The sequence below is a fragment of the Cupriavidus sp. WGlv3 genome (assembly GCF_023952475.1).
GTDB classification, from domain to species: domain Bacteria; phylum Pseudomonadota; class Gammaproteobacteria; order Burkholderiales; family Burkholderiaceae; genus Cupriavidus; species Cupriavidus phytorum.
Window position 1 is genome coordinate 1 of the sequence record NZ_JALHRX010000016.1, and the last position, 20,060, is coordinate 20,060.

The following is a 20,060-nucleotide window of genomic DNA, read 5'->3' on the forward strand; positions in this document are numbered from 1 at the left end:
AGCGAGCGCAGCGGGGTTGGCAAGGGGTTTCTCGAAAATGCCAGGCCTCGGCACCAATGCGCCTCTTTCCCCACCCCTGATCTGATGCGCCAGCTACTTATAGAATGACCGTTCCGGCCCGCGGGGCCGATCTTTGATGAGATGGGGACGTTCGATGACTATCCAAGCGACATGGAAGCCAAGCCAGGGCAACAGCATCTGCCAGCTGACCAACGGCACTGCCGAGTGGCAAGCCGATCTCGACGCTTCCGCAGGCGGCGACACCCACTACCCGAATCCGCATGACTTGCTGGACTCCGCCCTGGCCGCCTGCACGACCTTGACCTTGCAGCTGTATGCGAAACGCAAGGGCTACGCGGTCACTGACGTCCAGGTCTCGGTCGGTCATGAGGAAGCCAACGGCACCTATACGATGCAGCGCGAGGTCAAGGTCAGCGGCGACCTGTCGCCCCAGATCCTCGAAGACCTGCTGCGTGTCGCCAATCGTTGTCCGGTGCACAAGACCTTGTCCGGCCAGTTCTCGATCCAGACCTCGATGGCATGACGTGGCACACCCCGTTCACCGATGGGGTTGCCACAGCAAATGAGAATCGTTAGCATTTGAGTCCTCGGGTCCTGACACCACCTGAGTCAGCAAATGGGTTAGCCGGGCACGTTCGTGCCCGGCTTTTTTCTTTTGGCGGGCCATGTCACGGTCCTGACCGCCAGCCGCCCTACGCTAAGGAGCGATCCGCCCCGTTCGACGCAACGGCCATGTGCTGTGTTGGCTGGCCCACCAAATTGCGTCCGGGAAGGGGTCAAAACGGCGGCTCCGACAAACTTTGCGCGGCACCGCCGGCTTACCATGGCGAAAAGCAAAAACAATAAAAACGCTTAAATAACGAAGCGAGCGGGGGGATGCCTTGACTAATTTCATTGAAGCCTATTGCGCGCAGATACGGCTTGCGGGCGCCGGCAGCGTGATCGCGAAGCCCGTCGTGGTGGCGCGGGACAGCACCTACGCCATGCACTACGTACCGTGCGAGTACCTGAATCCGCAGGCGGCCCTGGTGCTGGTCAGCACCACGCCGGGCCATGCGCACGTGCGACTGGCCGCCGCGGTGACCGAGGAACTGCTGCACAACCGTGCGCCGGGCCGCGTGGTCCAGCGCGAGAACAAGCGGCGCGTCGAACTGGGCGGCAAGCTGGTGCGGCCCAACCTGATCCGCATGCTCGACCACTTCCGCGTGCCCGAACTGGTCGGGCTGCCGCACGCCGCCGCCTTGTGGAACGATGGCTTCGAGCGCCTGCAGCCGCTCGCCCTGTTGCCGCATGCCACCACGCGGCGCGGGCTGGCGTTCGACGGCGCGCTGGAAGAACTGCTCGACGCGCCGATGCTGCGCGACGTCTTCGAGACGCAGTTCCTCGGTGCCGTGCGACAGATGCGCACCGACGCGCTATACGTCGCGTTGGGCCGGACCGCCTGGGCCGCGCTCCAGCACGCGGTCACGCGCCGGTTGCTGGCGCGCCGCCAGTTGCTGGGAATGATGCCGGTGCCGGCGCGCGCCGGCAGCATGGTGCGTTACTTCCTGCGAGAGATCGCCGCCAGCGCCCTGTCGGCCAAGGACCCGGTGCGGCATCGCGTGGACTGGCTCGATGCGGCCCACGCCGAACTGGAATCGAATGTCCGCAAACTGCGCGCCTCGATCCGACCAGACCCGCCTCCCGCTTACCTGATCGCGTAAGCGGACGCTCGCATTCACACTTGTGATCCATAGACCCCACGGAAGTGGGGTCTATGGACGCCGGTTTGCGTCGATAACGTCTCCTGAGGAATTTGACACTCCTCGCATTCCCGATTTGCGGCCCCTCGTGGGCCGCCATTTTTTTGTGGTGGTCAGATCGGACAGGGTCCACGGCGCTCGGGCATGCGGTTTGCGTTCGGTCCCAGGTCTCGTATTCCGCTGATCCGCCATGAAGACCACGCATGCGTTGCCCCTTGCCTTGTGTGCCACTCTGCTGCTGGCCCCGCTTTCAGCGCCGGCGCAAAGCGGCAAGCCTGGACTTGTCCTTTCCGACCGCAAGCCGGGCGGCGCGCTCCCGACAGACTGGAAGAATTTACCGGTCGCCGAAGGCAAGGCCAGGACCGAGTACCAGCTGGTGGCGGAGGACGGCCGGACGGTGCTGCGGGCGCAAGCCAATGGCTCGGCGTCCGCGCTGATGCATGCGGGCGACGTGGACCTGTCGCGGACGCCCGTGGTGGCCTGGCGCTGGAAGGCCGACGGCGCGATACCCGGCGCCGACAACCGCGACGGCGCGCGCGAGGACGCGCCGGCACGGCTGGTGTTCTTCTTCGACGGCGACACCAGCAAGCTTTCGCTGGGCGAGCGAGCCGCGATGCAGCTGGCCAGGACCGTGGCCGGCGAGGAACTGCCCTACGCTACGCTGATGTATGTCTGGTCGACCAGCGCCGCGCCCGGCAGCGTCATCCCCAACCCGCATACCGGCCGCGTGCAGATGATCGTGGTATCCGGCGCCGATGATGCCGGCAAATGGCAGAACCTGCGGCGCAATCTGGCGCGGGACTATGAACGCGTCTTCCACGAGCCGCCGGGTCCGCTCAAGGCCTACGGCATCATGACCGACACCGACAACACCCACGCCGCAACCCGCGCCTGGTATGGCGATATCCGCTTCCTGCCTGGCACCCCGGCAAAGGACTAGGCCGGGGCGGGATGCTGTCCAAGGCTGTATCGCAGCGCGTCCGAGACCTCGCCCATCAGCACAGCATCGTCCGGCGGGACAAACCCGCCGGCGACAAGCGCCTCACGCACGCTGACCACCTTGTCCGCGTGATAACGCCGCTCGCTGCCGATGGCCGCCTCGAAGGCATTGGCGCGCGCATTGATCTGCTCCGGGTCGGCGCTGACCAGCAGCACTGCATGGGCCAGCACCAGGTGGCGCTGACCGTCGGCCGCCTGCATCGCCGCTGGCGCACGCCGCCAGTACTGGGCCGTGCCGGCGATCTTGCGGGCGGCTTCGGGCGGGCCCCAGGCGAGGTTGTAGCGGCCGTCGCAAAAGGAGCCGGCCACCGCTTGCCAGTGGGTCTCGATACCAAGCGCTCGCAGCGCGCCGCCGATCACCGCGCACAGGTGCAGGTAGACCGCGTCGCTGAGCGCGCCTGGCGGCTGGCCGACGGCGTAAGCCAGGCTCAGGTTGAGGATGCCGGTCCCCTGCGGCACCAGCCCGCCGCCGGACATGCGCAGGAACACAGGACAACCTTGCTGCGCAAAATCGGCGCGCGCGCTCTCCAGCGCCGCGTGGCGCAGGTAGGTGCGCGGCACCACCAGCGACTGCGGCGCCTCCCACAACCGTGCCACCTGCCGGCCCTGCGCAGCGAGTTCGAGCAGCGCCAGTTCTTCCTGCAGCGGGTCGCTGCCCGCGTGGGCCGGAGCGACGGGATCGACAAGTTCAAACGGCATCGGTTGGGAACTGCCCCGGGAATGGCAATGCGCCGAGTCTAGCAACCCTAGGCGTTGAGCGCATCGAAATACGCCAGCGCCTTGGCCGCGTACATCGCGCCGGGGCCGCCACCCATCTCGATATTGACGGCCAGCACTTCGGCCAGTTGCTCGCGGCTCGCGCGATGGCGCAGTGCCTGGCTGGTGTGGAACAGCACGCAGTCGTCGCAGCCCTTCTGCACGGCGAGTGCGACCGCCACCAGTTCCTTGAGTTCGGCAGGCAGGCTGCCCTGTTGCGTGGCGGCCTTCATCACGCCCTGGAAGGCGCTCATCGTGCCGGGCTGGGCCTGGCCGAGCGCGCCGAATTGCTTGTTGATCTCCGCGAGGCGGGTCTTCAGATCTGTGGTCATGTGGCAGTGTCCTTTGGTAAATCGGCCCCGGGGCCGCCAGGACGGCGCATGGTGGCGCCGTCCGCGGGCGGCATCAGCCGGCCAGGTGGGTCTTCAGCAGCGCATTGAAGTCGTTGGCCTTCTCCATCTGGCTCATGTGGCCGGCGTCGGGGAAGACCTTGACGCTGGCCCCCGGCGGCGCAGCTTCGGCATGTTCGGCGGGGATGATGCGGTCCTGGCCGCCCCACACCACCAGCACGCGCTTGCCGCTGTCGGCCAGGCGCTGGCCCGGTTGCTCGCTCTGCCGGCCGCCGCCGAACAGGCCCTGGCCGAGCGCGGTCAGCGCCTCGTCGACGCCATCGAGCCGCTTGTAGCGCAACAGGTCGTCCAGCATCTGCCGGCTCACCAGCCCCGGGTCGGCGAACAGCAGTTCGACCACGGGCTTGAGCTCGCGCCGCGACTGCGCCTTGACGAAGCCATCGGTATAGTCGCTGTTGACCGCTTCGCCGAAGCCAACCGGCGACACCAGCGCCACCGACAGCACCCGCTGCGGCGCATCCACCGCCAGCTGCGCGGCCACGCCGCCGCCCATCGAATGGCCGACCAGATGCGCCGCCTCGATCCCGGCCTCGTCCATGAAGCGCGCTACAAAGCCGGCCATCTGCGCCAGCGTCGTGCCCGCGAGCCGCGGCGACGACTGTCCGTGGCCGGGCAGGTCGAGCGCCACCACGGTGTACGCGTCGGCCAGGGGCTCGAGGTTGAACAGCCAGTTGTCCAGGTCACCGCCAAAGCCGTGGATGAAGAGCACGGTCTGGGCGCCGTCGCCCTTGCGCGCATAGCGGACCCGGATGCCGTCGACCTCGGCGAACTGGTACGCGGCGGCGGCGTCCTCGTCGCCGCCGTCGTCCGCCGGCGTTTCATAAGCCGACACGTATTCATCGATCTGCGCATCGCTCACCTCCGCAGGGGCCAGCACGCCAAGCAGCGCCTTCACCGGCAGCACGTCGCCGGCCTGCGCCACCTTGCGGCGCAGCGTGCCCGCGTCGGGCGCCTCCACCGCATTGGCGATCTTGTCGGTTTCCACATCGAGGATCGGCATGCCCACGGTGATCTCGGTGCCTTCGTCGACCAGCCAGGCATTGACGGTGCCCTCCTTCATCGACAGGCCCCATTTGGGCATTACGATCGGGGTAATTGCAGGCGTGGCCATCAGTGCTTGCCTCCCTTCACGGTCTTGCGCGCGGCATTGACGATCTGCGCCGCGCTGGGGATATACAGGTCTTCCAAGGTCGGCGAGAACGGCACCGGCGTATGCGGCGGGCATACCATCTCGATGCCGGCCTTGAGCGCACCGAAGGCCTGCTGCGCAACCTGCGCGGAGATATCGGTGGCGATATTGCAGCGCGGGCTGGCCTCGTCCACTACCACCAGGCGCCCGGTGTTCTCGACCGACTCCAGCACCGTGTCCATGTCCAGCGGCGACAGCGTGCGCAGGTCGACGATCTCGGCCTCGATACCCTCCTTCGCCAGCGTCGCCGCCGCCTCCAGTGCGCGATGCACCATCAGCCCGTAGGTGACGATGGTCACGTCCTTGCCATCCCGCACGATATTGGCCTCGCCGAACGGGATGGCATAGGCGCCTTCGGGGACGTCGCCTTCCAGGCCATAGAGGTTCTTGTGCTCGCAGAAGATCACCGGGTCGTTGTCGCGGATCGCCTGGATCAGCAGGCCCTTGGTGTCGTATGGCGTGGACGGGCACACCACCTTCAGGCCGGGGATATGCGTGAACAGCGGCGTCAGCATCTGGCTGTGCTGCGCGGCGGCCCGGAAGCCCGCGCCGACCATGGCGCGGATCACCACCGGGGTCTCGGCCTTGCCGCCGAACATGTAGCGGAACTTGGCGGCCTGGTTGAAGATCTGGTCGAAGCAAACGCCCATGAAGTCGATGAACATCAGCTCCGCGATCGGGCGCATGCCGCACGCCGCGGCGCCGATGGCGGCGCCCACGTAGGCGGATTCGGACAAGGGCGTATCCAGCAGCCGGTCGCCGTGCTTGGCATACAGGCCCTTGGTCACGCCCAGCACGCCGCCCCAAGCGTCCTTCTCGCCGTCCGCGCCGGCGCCGCCGACGATGTCCTCGCCCAGCATGATGACGCTGGGGTCGCGGGTCATTTCCTGGTCGATCGCCTCGTTGATCGCCAGCTTGATGCTCAGTTTGCGAGCCATGTCTGTCTCCTGATAATTGGTTTGCGCGTGGCGGATCAGTAGCTGACGTAGACGTCGGTCAGCAGGTCTTCGGGTCCCGGCTGCGGCGCCGCCTTGGCTTCCTGCACGGCGTGCTCGATCAGCGCGGCGACTTCCCGGTCGATGGCTTCGAGTTCTTCGCGCGCGACCACGCCGGCCTGCGTCACGGTGCGGCCGAACAGCTTCAGGCAATCCTTGTTAGCGCGGATGTCGTCGAGTTCGCCGGCGGCGCGGTAGGTCTGCGCATCGCCCTCGAAGTGGCCGTAGAAGCGGACCATCTTGCATTCGAGCAGCGACGGCCCGCCGCCCTCGCGCGCGCGGCGAATGACTTCGCCGGCGGCTTCGTGGACCGCGAAGAAATCGGTGCCGTCCACGGTCACGCCCGGGATGCCGAAGCCCGCGGCGCGGTCGACGTAGCTGTCGACCGCGGTGCCGTAGTCGCGCGAGGTCGATTCGGCGTAGCCGTTGTTCTCGATCACGAAGATCACCGGCAGGTTCCATACCGCGGCCAGGTTCAGGCTTTCCAGGAAGGTTCCCTGGTTGGAAGCGCCGTCGCCGCAGAAGGTGATGCCGACCTCGCCCTTGCCGCGAAACTTGGCCGCCAGCGCGGCGCCGCAGATCAGCGGCGCGCCCGCCCCGAGGATGCCGTTGGCGCCCATCATGCCCTTGGACAGGTCGGCGATATGCATTGAGCCGCCCTTGCCGTTGCACGAGCCCCCTTTCTTGCCGTAGATCTCTTTCATCATTGCCACCGGGTCGACGCCCTTGGCAATGCAGTGGCCATGGCCGCGGTGTGTGCTGGCGATGCGGTCGCCGTCGTGCAGGTGATGCAGGATGCCGACTCCCGCGGCTTCCTCGCCCGCGTACAGGTGGACGAAGCCCGGGATGTCGCCGCGCGCGAAGTCCACGTGCAGGCGTTCCTCGAAATCTCGGATGGTGCGCATCTTGCGGTACACCGTCAGCAGCGTCTCCTTGTCGAGCGGCAGCGCGCCGCGAGGTTGCGCCGGATCTTGCGAAGCTCTGGCTGTCATGTCTGTCTCCTTCGTTTTCAGGTGTTGCACTTCAAGAAAGCGGGGCATGCGCGGCCGGACGTGCTCAGGCCATGGCGTGCTGCGGCACGCTGCGCATCAGATGGTGGCGCGCCGCGTGGCGCATGCACGCGGCGACGTCGATGCTGCGGAAAGCGTGGTCGTGCAGCGTGACGGTGACTTCGTCGTCCGGGCCGAAGGTCAGCTCGCGCTCGCCGTCCAGCGCGACGACGCCGCTGCGCTGGCGCACGCGATGGGGGCGGCCGTGCGCCAGCCGCTGCCAGCCGGCAATGGGTACGGTGCACATCAGGCCGGGCGCAATCGGCGCGCTCAGTTCGAATTCGCCCGCGCCCGGCGCGGCCAGTTCGATTGCAAGGCCGCCCGCTTCACGCCGACCCACCGGCTCGAGCAAGCCGGCGATGGAGGACAGGCCGATCGCCTCGGGATCGGCAAACGACACATAGACCGCGGCCAGCGTGTCGGTCTTCCACAGCGCGCGCGCGCCGATGAAGTGTTCGTGCGAGATCACCGCATCGACCAGCGCGATGTCGCGGCGGAAGTTGCCATTGCCGTCGCGGATGACGATGTCCAGGCGCTTGTTCGACGCCAGCGCCTGGCTGGCGGGAATGCGTCCGGTGGCATAGAGGCCGGTGGCGAGCCCGGTGACGGTGGGTTCGCGCATCTCGGGGTAGGCATTGTTGGTGCCGGTCGACAGTCCCGCGATCGGCACCGCGCCGCACTCGCGCACCACGGCGCGGTGGGTGCCGTCGCCGCCCAGCACGATGATGGCGGCGACGCCCGCATCCGCCATGCAGCGCGCGGCATGCAGCGTGTCGTCGACGCGCGAGGCCACCGGCATGTCGAGATACACGACCTCGGGCAGGCTCGAATCCGGGCCCTGCCGATGCGCCAGGTGCCGTGCCAGCATGACGCGCAGCCCCTCGCGGTCGGGCATCATCAGCACGCGCCGCACGCCGCAGGACGACAGCGCGGCCAGCAGGCGCAACACGATATTGACGCGGTCGGCCAGCTGCAGGCTGTTGGCGTTGGCGATCACGCGGCGGATGTCGCGCGCCGAAACCGGATTGGCGATGATGCCGACCAGCGGCGCATCGGCGAACCTTGGCTGCCCCATTGCCTGTCTCCTGTGTTGTCGTTGTCGTGACAGGCGTATTTGCAACGGCTGTGCCAGTGGCGGGATGGCACAAAGGAGGCAGTTGCGGTGCCCTGACTTCAGGGATAACCCGCAAAAATCGCTGCCGTTTTCGCCAGACCAGCGGCTCAGACGACCACCACGGCGAGACAGGTGTCACAGTACAGATGTACAGGCTGGACACCCGTATCACCATGACCGGCCCACGCGCGCCGATTACTGGCGGGAATACCTGCATAGCCAATATTCAATGGTTCGGGGTGGCCGCCTGCGCCAGACTTTCGTCCTCGCCATAGCAAGACAACGAGGAGACGACATGGATACCCGCTGGATCGCAGTACTGGTGGAAAAATTCGGCCACAGCTTCAGTGGCTATGACCTGCAGACCGGCGCGCGCCGCTTTACCGTGCCGCTGCCGGAATACCCCCACGAATTCGCCATCGACCGCGCCCGGCTGCTGGGCTATGTCGGCCACTATGGCGTGCAGACCTTTGCCCATCCCGGCGACGGCGGCGCGGCGGTGATCGCGGTCGACCTGGCACGCGGCGAGCGCCATGCTGTGCTGGACTGCGCGCCCTGGCATCGCATCCACGGCCTGCAGATCGACGCGCATGGCCGCGTCTATGCGCTGAGCGAGCGCGAAGACATGCTGCTGGTGTTCGAAGCGCCATCGGCTCGCCAGACGCCGGATCGCGCGGTGCCTTCCGGCGGCGTCAAGAGCCACTTGTTCGTGCTGTCGCGCGACGGCCAGCGTGCCTATGTCACCAGCCTGCTGTCGCACACCGTGACGCTGGTCCATCCCTACGACGCCACGCGCCCGCCGCTGGCCGCGCATGCCGGCCGGCGTCCGGAAGGCTGCTGCCTGAGCCCCGACGAATCCATGCTCTATGTCGCCAGCCGGGATGAGCATCGGATCACGCGGCTGGACGCCCATACCCTCGCAGAATTGGGTACGGTCGACACCGGCGAGGACCCGACCCGGCTCTACTGGTCGCCCTGCAACCGGCTGATTGCGCTCAACTATGGCGAGCGCAGCCTGCGCTTCTTTGACCCGTACACGCTGGCGGAACTGGCCCGGGTCGATACCGGCGCCAAACCCATCGCGCTGGCCTTCCATCCCGCCGACCCGGGCCGCGCCTGGCTGGCCCTGAATGACGACAGCGTCGGCGTGCTCGACCTGCGCACGCTCGCCTTGCGCCACGCCTTTGCCACCGGCAAGGAGCCGGATGGACTGGCGATCCTGGCGCTGCCGCGCCAATAGCCCGCCACCCCTGAACCAAGACACGGTGCCGCAGCCCCGGCGCGCTCGCTGACGGCAACCCTGGAGGAGACCATGACCATTTCGCAGCCCGCGGGCGGCGCCTGCACGCCCGCCCTCGATTCCCGCACCGACATTCCGGCCCAGCGCTGGTGGCGCGTGATCCCGCCCATCCTGATGGTGTGCATCGTGTCCTATATGGACCGCGTCAATATCGCCTTTGCCATGCCCGGCGGCATGAGTGAAGCGCTCGGCATCGGCGCCGGCATGGCGGGCCTGGCCGGCGGCATCTTCTTTGCCGGCTATCTGTTCCTGCAGGTTCCCGGCGGCAAGCTGGCGGTGCGCGGCAGCGGCCGCAGGTTTATCGCCTGGTCGATGCTGGCGTGGGCGGTGCTGTCGTTGCTGACCGGGCTGGTGCGCAACGAGACCGAACTGCTGATCTTGCGTTTTGCACTGGGCGTGGCCGAGGGCGGCATGCTGCCGGTGGTGCTGACCATGGTCGGCAACTGGTTTCCCGACCATGAGCGTGGCCGCGCCAATGCGCTGGTGATCCTGTTCGTGCCGATCGCGGGCATGATCACCGCGCCGTTGTCGGGGCTGGTGATCGCTGCACTCGACTGGCGCTGGCTGTTTATCATCGAAGGCCTGATCTCGGCGCTGTGCCTGGGCCTCTGGTGGCTGCTGGCTTGCGACCGTCCGCAGGAAGCGCGCTGGATCAGCGCGGCCGAACGCGACTATGTGCTGGGCCGGCTGCATGCAGAGCAGCAGCACGCCGCGCCGGCAAGCGCGCCGGCAAGCGAGCCCGCCACGCGCACGGTGCTGGCGCGGCTGCTGCGGGATGCCGTGATCTGGCGCCTGATCGGGCTGAATTTCCTGTACCAGATGGGCATCTACGGTTACACGCTGTGGCTGCCCACCATCCTCAAAAACCTGACCCACGGTGGCATGGGACAAGTGGGCTTGCTGGCGATGGTGCCTTATGTGGGCACCATGGCCGGCATCCTGCTGGTGTCGGTCTGGTCCGACCGCAGCGGGCGCCGGCGCGCCTTCGTGACGTGGCCGCTGCTGGCCTTTGCCGCGTGCCTGGCCGGTTCGGTCTGGTTCCACGCCAACACCTGGCTGGCCTATGGGCTATTGGTTGGTTGCGGCGTCTGCCTGCAAGCGGCGGCGGGCGTGTTCTGGACCTTGCCGCCCCGGCTGCTGGCGGCGGACGACGCCGGCGTGGCGCGCGGCCTGATCAATGCGCTCGGCAATCTCGGCGGGTTCTGCGGACCCTACGCGGTCGGCCTGCTGATCCAACATGTCGATGCCGGTGCCGGCGTCTACCTGCTCGCCGGCGCGCTGGTACTGGCCGCGGCAATGGCGGCAACCTTGCCTGAGCGTTGCCGATGACGCGCGGCCTCGGGTCCCGCGGCGCGCCGCTGGCCATCGTCGATGCCCATCACCACCTGTGGCGGCTCGATCGCGGTCATTATCCCTGGCTGCAGGACGCCTACCAGCCGGCCGCGTTTTTCCTTGGCGACTACCACACGCTGCGGCAGGACTACCTGCCGGCACAGTACCGGCGCGATACGCAAGGCGACGGCCACGTCACGGTGCTGGCCACGGTCCACGTCGAAGCCGAGCGCGACCGCGGCGAGGCGGTCGCCGAAACCGCATGGCTGCACGAGCCGGGCTGGCCGCAAGGCATGGCCGCAGCGGTGGTGGCCTACGCGCCGTTCGGCACGCCCGGCTGTGCCGCATTGCTGGCGCGCCAGGCGAGTTTCGCGCGCGTGCGTGGCATCCGCTGCAAGCCCCTGACCGCCAGCACGCCGGACGAATCGGTGGCCGGCAAGGCGGGCTCGATGCAGGACCACGCCTGGCTGGATGACCTGGCGCGCCTGCCGCGCCTCGGGCTGTCATGGGACTTGCGCGTGCCGTTCTGGCACTTGGCCGAGGCGGCGCAGGTCGCGGCCGCCCTGCCGGACCTGCGCATTGCGCTGAACCACACCGGCCTGCCGCTGGACCGTTCCGACGCCGGCCTGGCGCATTGGCGCCGCGGCATGGCGGCGCTCGCCGCCTGCCCCAACGTGATGGTCAAGCTGTCCGAGTTCGGGCTGCCCGGCGGCCGCTGGGATGCGGCGGGCAACCGCCGCATCGTGCGCGAGACGCTGGCGATCTTCGGTCATGAGCGCGCCATGTTTGGCAGCAACCTGCCGGTTGCCTCGCTGAGCGCCAGCTTCGGCACGGTGGTCGGCACGGTATGCGAGGCCTTGCCCGATCCCGCCGCGCGCGCCCGCGTGCTGGCGGAGAATGCCGCGCGCTTCTACCGCATTGCGCGTGCGGACATGGCGCAGCCGCCGGTAGGACACTTCGGATCCCGCTGAGCCGTCGGCCGCGCCGGCGGCGTGCATGCTATAAGGACGTGACGCCCGCACACCGCCATGTCCCAGCCACAGAACCTGTTGTCCAGCGCCGCCACGCTGCGCAAACGCCTGCAAATGCGCCATCTGCGGCTGGTGCTGGCGCTGGCCGGGCACGGCACGCTGCGCGGTGCCGCCGCAGAGATGGCGTTGACCCAGCCGGCGGCCACCAAGGCGCTGCAGGAACTGGAAGACACCGTGGGCGCGCTGCTGTTCACGCGCCACGCCCGCGGCATCGTGCCGACGCTGTTCGGCGAAGCGCTGATCCGCTACGCCCGCGTGGTGCTGTCCGATCTCGATGCGCTGCGCGACGAGTTTGCCGCGATCGCCGCGGGCGAGGTCGGCAAGGTGCGGATCGGCGCCATCCTCGCGCCGGTGCCCGATCTGCTCACCGGCGCGATCAACGGCCTGAAGGCGCGCTACCCGCACCTGCATATCTCGCTGCAGGTGGATACCAGCGACGTGCTGGTGCAGGCGTTGCGGCAGGATGCCCTCGACGTGGTGGTGGGCCGCATCCCGGCGGACGCGCTGGCGCAAGACCTGGCGTTCGAGCCGCTGTGCGATGAGACCTTGTCGGTCGTCGCCGGCACGGCGCACCCGCAGGCCGGCAAGCGCGCGGTGCGGCTGGCGTCGCTGGCGCGCTATCCCTGGATCATCCAGCCCGCTGCCAGCCCGATGCGGCAGATCATCGACCAGGCCTTCCGCGACGCGCGCGTGCCGCCGCCCGAGGATGTCATCGAGACCTCATCCATCATGGCAACGCTGCCCTTGCTGGCCGCCAGCGAACGCGTAGCGGTGGTGCCCGACGCGATCGCGCGCTACTTTGCCGAGCTGGGCGCGCTGGCGATCCTGCCGGTGGCGATGCGCGGCCGGCTGGTGCCCTATGGCCTGGTCACGCGCAAGCGCCGGGCGTCCACGCCGGGCATGCGGCTGCTGGCCGATGCGCTGCGCACGGCCTGCGCGTCCAGCCGGCCCGGCCCTACGACTGCTCCCCGCCGTCGCGCCGGTTAGGCGACTGGATGCCGTAGCGCTCCATGCGCCGGTACAACGTCATGCGGCTGATGCCGATCTGGCGCGCGACCGCGCTCAGGTTCCAGCCCGAGGCGCGCAGGTACTGCATCAGCAGCATGCCCTCGGGGGGCAGCTGGTGCGGGTCGAACGGGGCGGCGGTATCGTGGTCCGGGGCGCGATCTTCGACCGGTGCCGGCTCGGCCGCTACGGCAGCCGGTTCGGCGGTGCCGGCGACGGCATCGGGCAGGTCGTGCACATCGATATAGCCGCCGCTGCAGACCGCGCGCGCGTACTCCAGCACGTTGCGCAGCTCGCGCAGGTTGCCCGGCCAGCGGTGGCGGCGCAGCCGCGCGCTGGCCGCCGGTGACAGCGTCACCGGTTCGCCCGCGCCTTCCTGCAGCAGCTTGCGCACCAGCCAGTCGAGGTCGGTGCGGGCGCGCAGCGGCGGCAGTTCGAAGCGCGCGCCGTTGAGGCGGTAGTAGAGGTCCTCGCGGAAGCGGCCTTCGGCCACCAGCTGTTCCAGGCGATGGTGCGTGGCCGAAATCACGCGCAGGCGTACCGGCACCGGGCGCGCGGCGCCAACCGGCAGCACCTCGCCTTCGGCCAGCACGCGCAGCAGCCGCGACTGCAGCTCGCGCGGCATGTCGCCGATTTCGTCCAGGAACAGCGTGCCGCCGTCGGCCTCCTGGATCAGCCCGCGCTTGCCGCGCGAGCCGGCGCCCGAAAAGCTGTTGGGCAGGTGGCCGAACAGCTCGCTCTCGATCAGCGTCTCGGGAATCGCCGCGCAGTTCACCGCGACGAAAGGTCCGGCACGGCGCGCGCTGGCCTGGTGCAGCGCCTTGGCAAAGAACTCCTTGCCGCTGCCGGTTTCGCCCTGGATCAGCAGGTGGATCGGTGAATCGACCAAACGTGCGGCGCGCTCCAGTTGCTGCGCCAGCGCGGCATCGCCGCCGCTGAGCGCGGCCAGCGGCGCCGGCATCGTCACCTGCGCCGGTGCCGCGGGCGCCTGCCAGCCCAGCGCGGGCGGCATCACGCTCAGGTACAGCAGGCCGCCGCTGCGGTTGAGCGCGACCAGGCGCTGCTCGCTGGGGCGCGAGTAGACATAGCGGCCCAGGTCTTCGAGCCGGGCGTCGAACAAGGTCTCGAACGGCTGCCCGAGTACGGTCGTGCCCGGCATGCCGGCCAGTTCGGTCTCCAGCATCAGGCGGGCGCGATGGTTGTGGCCGACGATGCGGCCGGCATCGTCGAGCGCCAGCAGGTATTCCGGGTTGACGTCGACAAATTCGGGCGCGACGTTCAGCTTCAGGATCCAGTCGCGCCGGTGCGCGCGCAGGAAGTTGGCGTTCTCGATATGCGCGGCGTAGATGCGCACCATCTGCAGCGCCAGGCCCTGGCTGTCCTTGGCCTGCGGCGAGACCAGCGCCGAGATGTCGAGGATGGCGTGCAGCTTGCCATGCGTGTCGAACAGCGGCGCCGCGGTGCAGGTCAGCGGAATATGAGTGGCGTCGAAATGGTCGGCCTGGTGCACTGTCAGCGCCTGCCCGGTGACCAGCGCGGTGCCGACCGCGCAGGTGCCGGCGCCGCTCTCGCTCCATTCGGCGCCGAGGTAGAGGCCGGCGTGGCGCAGCGCGGCATCGGCGTGGGTATCGCCGATATAGTCGACCGTGACGCCCTGCGCATCGGTCAGCAGCACCACGTAGCCCAGCGCCGCCACCTGCGCGTGTAGGCTCTGCAAGCCGTGGCGGGCGATGCGGGCGAAGTCGTCGATGCGTTCCTGGTGTTCGCGCAGGCGCGTCTGCGGCAGGATGCGGGCCTCCTGCATGCGCGACGGGTCGAGCCCGTACTGGTGCACGCAGCGCCGCCATGAATTCTGGATGATCGCGTCATGCGCGATGCGCTCCGCGAGCAGGGCTGGCGGGGATAGGTAGGCGGTGGCCTGGACCACCGTCTCGATGTGCTCGCGTTGCCGCAGGTCCATCGCTGTCTCCTGGTCGTCGCTGCCGTCGGCCCCGGGAGCTGCCGAGGGGCGGTGGATCGGGCGGACTATGCGGGCGCGTGCCTGGCTGGCCACGCCTCTGTCTGGTGTCGGCCTTCTAATGTATCCGAGCGCCTCGGCGCTATGCAAACCAGAACCGGCAGGAAATGAAAGACAGCGGCCGGCGCACGCCGCAAGTGCGGCGTGCGTCATACCGAACGGCTCAGAGCGTGGCGTTGGCCTTGAGGCTGCGCGCGGCAGCGGCGGCGATCTCGAACGATCGCCGCCGCGCCTGGTGGTCGTAGATCTGGCCGGCGATCATCAGCTCGTCCGGCTGCAGGTCATCGGCAAAGCGCTGCATGCCGGCACGCACGGCATCCGGGTCGCCCACCACCGAGCAGGCCAGCGAGCGCCGGATATGGTCGGCCTCGCTCTCGTTCCAGAGCGCTTCGATATCGTCGACCGGCGGGCGCAGCTGCCCCGGCGTGCCACGCACCAGCGCCAGGAACTGCTGCTGCAGCGAGCTGAACAGCCGGCGCGCCTCGTCTCCGGTATCGGCCGCGAACACATTGAGGCCGAGCATCACGTAGGGCCGGTCGAGCGTTTCGGACGGGCGGAAGGTGCGCCGGTACAGGTCCAGCGCCTGGCGCATGAAACCCGGCGCAAAGTGCGAGGCGAAGGCGAACGGCAACCCCATCGCCGCGGCCAGCTGCGCGCTGAACAGGCTCGAGCCCAGCAGCCAGATCGGCACCTTCAGGCCGGCCCCGGGCACCGCGCGCAGGCGCTGGCCCGGGCGCACGTCGTCGAAATAGGCCTGCAGCTCTTCCACGTCCTGCGGGAAGGTGTCGGCGCTGTCGCTGGCCAGATGGCGGCGCAGCGCGCGCGCGGTGGCCTGGTCGGTGCCGGGCGCGCGGCCCAGGCCCAGGTCGATGCGGCCCGGATAGAGCGAGGCCAGCGTGCCGAACTGCTCGGCGATCACCAGCGGCGAATGGTTGGGCAGCATCACGCCGCCCGAGCCCACGCGGATACTGTGCGTGCCGTTGGCGACATAGCCGATCAGCACCGCGGTGGCGGCGCTGGCGATGCCGGGCATGTTGTGGTGCTCGGCCAGCCAGTAGCGGTGGTAGCCCAGCTGCTCGGCATGGCGCGCCAGGTCGAGCGAGTTGCGCATGGCCTGGCCGGCATCGCTGCCTTGCGGGATGGGAGCGAGGTCGAGCACCGAATAGGCGATGCCGTTGCCGGCGGGGAGAGAGTCGCGGTTCATGTCGTGGTCGGGCGGGCGGCGCACGCCACACGGGCGCCGTCCGCTGCAATGCGGATGGTTCGCTATGGTAGTGAGCCTGCGCCGATCGTGCTGGCGGCGGCTTTGCGGCCCTGCGGGCGGCGTGGGTATCGCCGGGCGCGGTGGGGCCACAGCGGGCGCAAGGATTGAGCCGCGCGCCGCTTGCCCTTACCATTCAGCCCGATGCGAAGGAACGATCGATGACTCTCAAGACACTGGACGGCGCGCTGGCCCTGCTGACCCACTTCACCGTGCGCCAGCCCACCTGGGGCGTGCGCGAGCTGGCCAAGCACAGCGGCGTGCATTACGCCGTGGTGCACCGCGTGCTGGCCACGTTTGCCGCCAACGGCTTCCTGGTGCAGGACGCGGCCACCGGCAAGTATTCGCTGGGGCTGCGGCTGTTCGAGCTGGGGCAGGTGGTGCGCAAGAGCTTCTCGCCCGACGAGATCGTGCGCCCGGTGCTGGAGAAGCTGGCCGCGCAAAGCGGCGAGACCGTGTTCCTGTCGTGGCTCGATGGCCATGAAGGCCTGTGCGTGGGGCTGGTGCACAGCCAGCACCAGCTGCGCTTTTCGATCGAGCTGGGCGAGCGCTTCCCGCTCTATGCCGGCGCGCACGCCAAGGCCATGCTGGCGTTCCAGGACGAGGCCTTTCGCGACGAGGTCTACCGCCAGGGCGTGGCGCGCATGGGTCCGCATACCGCGCTGGAACGGGAGCGCATCGAGCAGCAGCTGGCCGAAGTGCGCGAACGCGGCTGGGCGCATACGCGCGAAGAAGCCGCGGCCAGCGTCGCCGGGCTGGCCCTGCCGCTATGGTCGCGCGACCGCAGTGCGGTGGTGGGTTCGGTCGCCATCGCCGGGCCGCAGCAGCGGCTTGACGACGCCGCCGTGCCGCGGCTGCTGGAGGCGCTGCGCGATGCCAGCGGCCGGCTGGAAGACGTGATCGGCTTCGTGCGCTGAGGCCAGCTCAGCGCGCGATCACGCCAGCAGCGCCTTGCCCACGTCGCCGGCCAGCACGCGCTTGCCAAGCGCGTGCCCGAGGGCCCGGTAGCTTTCCCATTGCGCCTCGTCGAAGAACTGGTCGCCGGTACCTTCCTGTGGGAAGGCCGGGTGCGTGGTGCCATAGTGGCGCACGTCGGCCGGCGCCCATGACACCAGCCGCGGCTTGATCAGCACGATGCGGCAGACACGCGCGCGCGGCGCCGCGCAGGCCGGGTCGGTGCGGAACACGTCGAGCAGCACCGCGCATTTGTCGGCGGCGCCGGCGCTGGCCAACTGACCCGGCACGAAATCGTCCGGCACGCCGAAGACTCGGCTCAGCACCGGATGCGTGGTGGCGGCCTCGGTATCGACGACGATCTCGAGGCCATGGTCGATGCGCGCCAGGCGGATCAGGTTGGCAAGGTCGCCGAAGCGATAGTCGGGATCGGCCCCGCAGTCGCACAGCACGATCAGCGCGACGTCCCGGCCGGGGCGCAGCAGTTCGTAGACACCGGTGTTGTCGAAATGGCCGCCGTCCGACAGGTACTGCCAGCCGCGCCGCGTACCGTGGAAGCGCGCGCTCAGCTCGCATCCCAGGTAATACTGCGTGCGGAAGATGCCGGCGGCCAGCCACGGATGCGTGGCGCGTTCGGGATGGCGCCAGCGCTCGCCCTCGCGCCCGCCGCGACGCGCGTAGCGGGCCGGGAATGATGGCCACCACGTGCCCAGCCGCAGGTTGGCCAGCCCAAGCAACAGTGATGTGCCGAGCGTGGTGGCACGGCCCAGCCCGGTGGACACCGCCGCGCCCGAGATCGCGATCCAGTCGCCCACCGTCAGCGCTTGCGCCAGCTTGCCCGATGACGGCCATGACGCATCCGGGCAGCACTGCCAGCCATCGACGGTGAAGCGCGCATAGGCGTCCGGCGCGATCGCGCTCGCGGCGCCCGGCTGCGGCAGGCCGGCACCGGGTGCCAGGCACAGCGGCTTGCCCTTGCGGTCGCGCTGGACCAGTTGCTCGGCGGGATCGACAGTCAGGTTCAGCGTCACGTTGATCAGGTGCAGCGGCGCCAGCACGTGCGGGTCGTAGTAGGCGTTGAGGCTGAGCTGGTCGCCGGGCACGGGCTCGGCCACGCTGAAGCGCGCGCGCCGGCGCCGGTCCGCCGCCGGATCGGGATCGGGTGCGGCAAAGCGCTCGCCGTTGGACGCTCCCAGGTAGGCGCGCGTGAGGCGCGCCGCGTAGAAGGGTTGCAGCGTGGACAGGTTCAGGAAGCCAGTGAAGCGGCCGGCGACCAGCGCCAGCACCAGCGCCACCACCGTCAGCGTGGCCAGCGCCGGCCCCGTGTAGGCGGTGCCATACACCAGCCAGTCGACCGGCTCGCGGCCATTCCAGCGCACCCACAGCACCAGCCACGACCACAGCACGTACAGCAGCAGCGCCAGCACCGCCGCGGCCGCCCCGGCCAGCAGCGAGATCGGCAGGCGTGCCCACAGTGCGCGCCAGGCAGTACCGGCGCTGCCCTTGCGGCCTTCATCGAGCCGGCGCGCGCCGTAGCGCACCAGCCAGACCAGCACGCCCAGCGCGCTCGCGGGCAGCGCCACGCCCCACGGATGGCCAGCGGCCTGGGCATACAGGTAAGTGGTGCGCGCGACGGTATCGGCCACGCCCAGTGCCGCCAGCCACAGCGTCAGCGTCACTGCCGTGCGCAGCGCACGCGTGGCGCGCACGCGATAGCCGGAAACCGTGCGCGGCTCGCCCTGCAGCATCACCAGGCAGGCCAGCACGCCAAGCCAGGTCAGCACGCCCAGTGCGGCAAACAACTGCGCCGGCAGCGGCTGCGCCCCGATCCGTTCCGACCCGTACGCGGCGCCGAGCAACAGCAGTCCCAGCAGCGTGGCCACCATCGGCGCGGGGCTGAAGAAGCGCCCCGGCGCCTGCGGCTCGCTGGCGCGCGGATAGACCAGCCAGTACGCCAGGCCGGGCGGCACCGCGCCGAGCACCACCGTCACCAGCGGCAGCCACAGCAACGGGCTCCACCAGATCGCGCATTCGCCCTGGTTGAAGGCCTGCCGCGCATCGTGGAGCAGGTCCATCTCATAACGTCCGAACCCGTACCAGGCGCCCGCCGCGCCGTGCAGCAGCAGCGCCAGCAGCGACAGCAACACCAGCAGCGCGCTGCCGATCACGTAGTGCATCGCCAGCCAGTTGCGCGCCACCAGCGCGGCGGCATAGAGGTTGTCGCCCGCGCCCGTGGGCGACAGGTAGCGGCCGTTCTCGCGCAGCCACGCGACCGCGCCGCGGCCGGGATCAGCGGCATAGGAGACCGAGGTGTGGATGCGTCCCGGTGGCTCGCATTGCAGCGTGTGGTAGGCGTCGGCGGCGGCTTGGACCGGGCCGGTGCCGCGGCGCAGGCGACCGGGCACGAACAGGCTGACGAAGAAGGCGCCAAGGTACCCGCCGCCGCTGACGGTCGACAGGTAATCGAACTGGGCCAGCAGCGAAGCCAAGCCGGGAACGGTCTGCGCCGCGGCGGCGGTGCTCGCCGCGGGCGTCTTGGGCGCGCCGCCGGGCGGGGTGGCCGCGGTCGCGCCTGCCGGCATGTCGGTGCCGGCCAGCGCCTGCATCACGCCCAGGCAGAAGGTGGCGCTGCGGATGCCGCCGCCGGACAACGCCAGCGCCCAGTTGCGCTGGCCCTCTTGCGTGCGCGGCGCGATGCCGAGCAGGCGGCGGCGGTGCGCGATGCGGGCCGCTTCGTCGCCGTAACCGTGGTCTTCCGCAGCCATGGGTGCCTCCCGTAGCAGTCGGCCTGCGCCAAGTATAGGCAAGAGCGCATGGTCGATATTCGCCCCAATCGGGGAGACGACTGCGCGTTAACCCTGATTGTTACGGGTGACAGCGAGGCC

At 69.2% G+C, this 20,060-nt stretch carries 17 protein-coding genes; 8 read left to right on the forward strand and 9 right to left on the reverse strand.

Annotated elements, in window-relative coordinates; translation table 11 throughout:
* The first annotated feature begins 154 nt into the window (after positions 1–154).
* From MKD38_RS22700 to MKD38_RS22710, 3 genes are all read left to right on the forward strand, one after another.
* Positions 155–544, forward strand: a complete 390-nt coding sequence (locus tag MKD38_RS22700; RefSeq protein WP_252680279.1) for an OsmC family protein — start codon at positions 155–157, stop codon at positions 542–544.
* Between the two features lie 358 nt (positions 545–902).
* Positions 903–1,724 (forward strand): hypothetical protein, encoded by an 822-nt coding sequence (locus MKD38_RS22705; RefSeq protein ID WP_252680281.1) that lies wholly within the window; start codon positions 903–905, stop codon positions 1,722–1,724.
* A 229-nt stretch (positions 1,725–1,953) separates the two neighbouring features.
* A complete protein-coding gene (locus MKD38_RS22710; RefSeq protein ID WP_252680283.1) occupies positions 1,954–2,703 on the forward strand; it encodes a DUF3047 domain-containing protein in 750 nt (249 codons plus the stop codon).
* Here the strand turns inward: MKD38_RS22710 and MKD38_RS22715 are convergent.
* The 6 genes from MKD38_RS22715 to MKD38_RS22740 all read right to left on the reverse strand — a co-directional run bounded on the left by MKD38_RS22715 (position 2,700) and on the right by MKD38_RS22740 (position 8,236).
* Positions 2,700–3,461, reverse strand: coding sequence for a lipoyl protein ligase domain-containing protein (locus MKD38_RS22715; RefSeq protein WP_252680285.1), 762 nt, complete (start codon positions 3,459–3,461; stop codon positions 2,700–2,702). The two genes, MKD38_RS22710 and MKD38_RS22715, sit on opposite strands and share 4 nt — an antisense overlap.
* Before the next feature lie 47 nt (positions 3,462–3,508).
* The gene (locus tag MKD38_RS22720; RefSeq protein WP_111520933.1) at positions 3,509–3,850 is read right to left on the reverse strand and encodes a carboxymuconolactone decarboxylase family protein; all 342 of its coding nucleotides are present in this window, start codon (positions 3,848–3,850) and stop codon (positions 3,509–3,511) included.
* Between the two features lie 73 nt (positions 3,851–3,923).
* A complete protein-coding gene (locus tag MKD38_RS22725; RefSeq protein WP_252680287.1) occupies positions 3,924–5,039 on the reverse strand; it encodes an acetoin dehydrogenase dihydrolipoyllysine-residue acetyltransferase subunit in 1,116 nt (371 codons plus the stop codon).
* Positions 5,039–6,055, reverse strand: a complete 1,017-nt coding sequence (locus MKD38_RS22730) for an alpha-ketoacid dehydrogenase subunit beta (RefSeq protein WP_018005967.1) — start codon at positions 6,053–6,055, stop codon at positions 5,039–5,041. Before MKD38_RS22730 ends, MKD38_RS22725 begins: the two co-directional genes overlap by 1 nt.
* Before the next feature lie 35 nt (positions 6,056–6,090).
* Positions 6,091–7,104 (reverse strand): thiamine pyrophosphate-dependent dehydrogenase E1 component subunit alpha, encoded by a 1,014-nt coding sequence (locus tag MKD38_RS22735; RefSeq protein WP_252680289.1) that lies wholly within the window; start codon positions 7,102–7,104, stop codon positions 6,091–6,093.
* A 64-nt stretch (positions 7,105–7,168) separates the two neighbouring features.
* Complete coding sequence (locus MKD38_RS22740; protein WP_252680291.1) at positions 7,169–8,236, reverse strand: ATP-NAD kinase family protein; 1,068 nt, start codon at positions 8,234–8,236, stop codon at positions 7,169–7,171.
* Positions 8,237–8,570: 334 nt separating this feature from the next.
* Here MKD38_RS22740 and MKD38_RS22745 point away from each other — a divergent pair, with 334 nt between their 5' ends.
* From MKD38_RS22745 to MKD38_RS22760, 4 genes are all read left to right on the forward strand, one after another.
* Positions 8,571–9,515: a YncE family protein gene (locus MKD38_RS22745; RefSeq protein ID WP_252680293.1), complete on the forward strand. Its 945-nt coding sequence runs from the start codon at positions 8,571–8,573 to the stop codon at positions 9,513–9,515.
* A 72-nt stretch (positions 9,516–9,587) separates the two neighbouring features.
* Entirely contained in the window at positions 9,588–10,904 is a 1,317-nt protein-coding gene (locus tag MKD38_RS22750; RefSeq protein WP_252680295.1) for an MFS transporter, read from the forward strand.
* Positions 10,901–11,878 carry an amidohydrolase family protein gene (locus tag MKD38_RS22755; protein ID WP_252680297.1) on the forward strand — a complete coding sequence of 326 codons (978 nt, stop codon included), beginning with the start codon at positions 10,901–10,903 and terminating at the stop codon, positions 11,876–11,878. The genes MKD38_RS22750 and MKD38_RS22755 overlap by 4 nt, the downstream gene beginning before the upstream one ends.
* A gap of 57 nt (positions 11,879–11,935) precedes the next feature.
* On the forward strand, positions 11,936–12,925 hold the full coding sequence (locus MKD38_RS22760) for a LysR family transcriptional regulator (RefSeq protein WP_252680299.1): 990 nt from the start codon (positions 11,936–11,938) through the stop codon (positions 12,923–12,925).
* Here the strand turns inward: MKD38_RS22760 and MKD38_RS22765 are convergent.
* Together MKD38_RS22765 and MKD38_RS22770 are read right to left on the reverse strand one after the other, a co-directional pair.
* Entirely contained in the window at positions 12,894–14,903 is a 2,010-nt protein-coding gene (locus MKD38_RS22765; RefSeq protein WP_252680301.1) for a sigma-54-dependent Fis family transcriptional regulator, read from the reverse strand. The genes MKD38_RS22760 and MKD38_RS22765 overlap by 32 nt on opposite strands.
* A gap of 220 nt (positions 14,904–15,123) precedes the next feature.
* A complete protein-coding gene (locus MKD38_RS22770; RefSeq protein WP_252680303.1) occupies positions 15,124–16,164 on the reverse strand; it encodes an LLM class flavin-dependent oxidoreductase in 1,041 nt (346 codons plus the stop codon).
* Between the two features lie 218 nt (positions 16,165–16,382).
* Between MKD38_RS22770 and MKD38_RS22775 the strand changes: the two genes are divergently transcribed.
* Positions 16,383–17,138: an IclR family transcriptional regulator gene (locus MKD38_RS22775; protein WP_115665755.1), complete on the forward strand. Its 756-nt coding sequence runs from the start codon at positions 16,383–16,385 to the stop codon at positions 17,136–17,138.
* Positions 17,139–17,156: 18 nt separating this feature from the next.
* On the opposite strand, the gene MKD38_RS22780 is transcribed toward MKD38_RS22775, so the two are convergent.
* Entirely contained in the window at positions 17,157–19,940 is a 2,784-nt protein-coding gene (locus tag MKD38_RS22780; RefSeq protein ID WP_252680305.1) for a hypothetical protein, read from the reverse strand.
* Between the last annotated feature and the right edge of the window lie 120 nt (positions 19,941–20,060).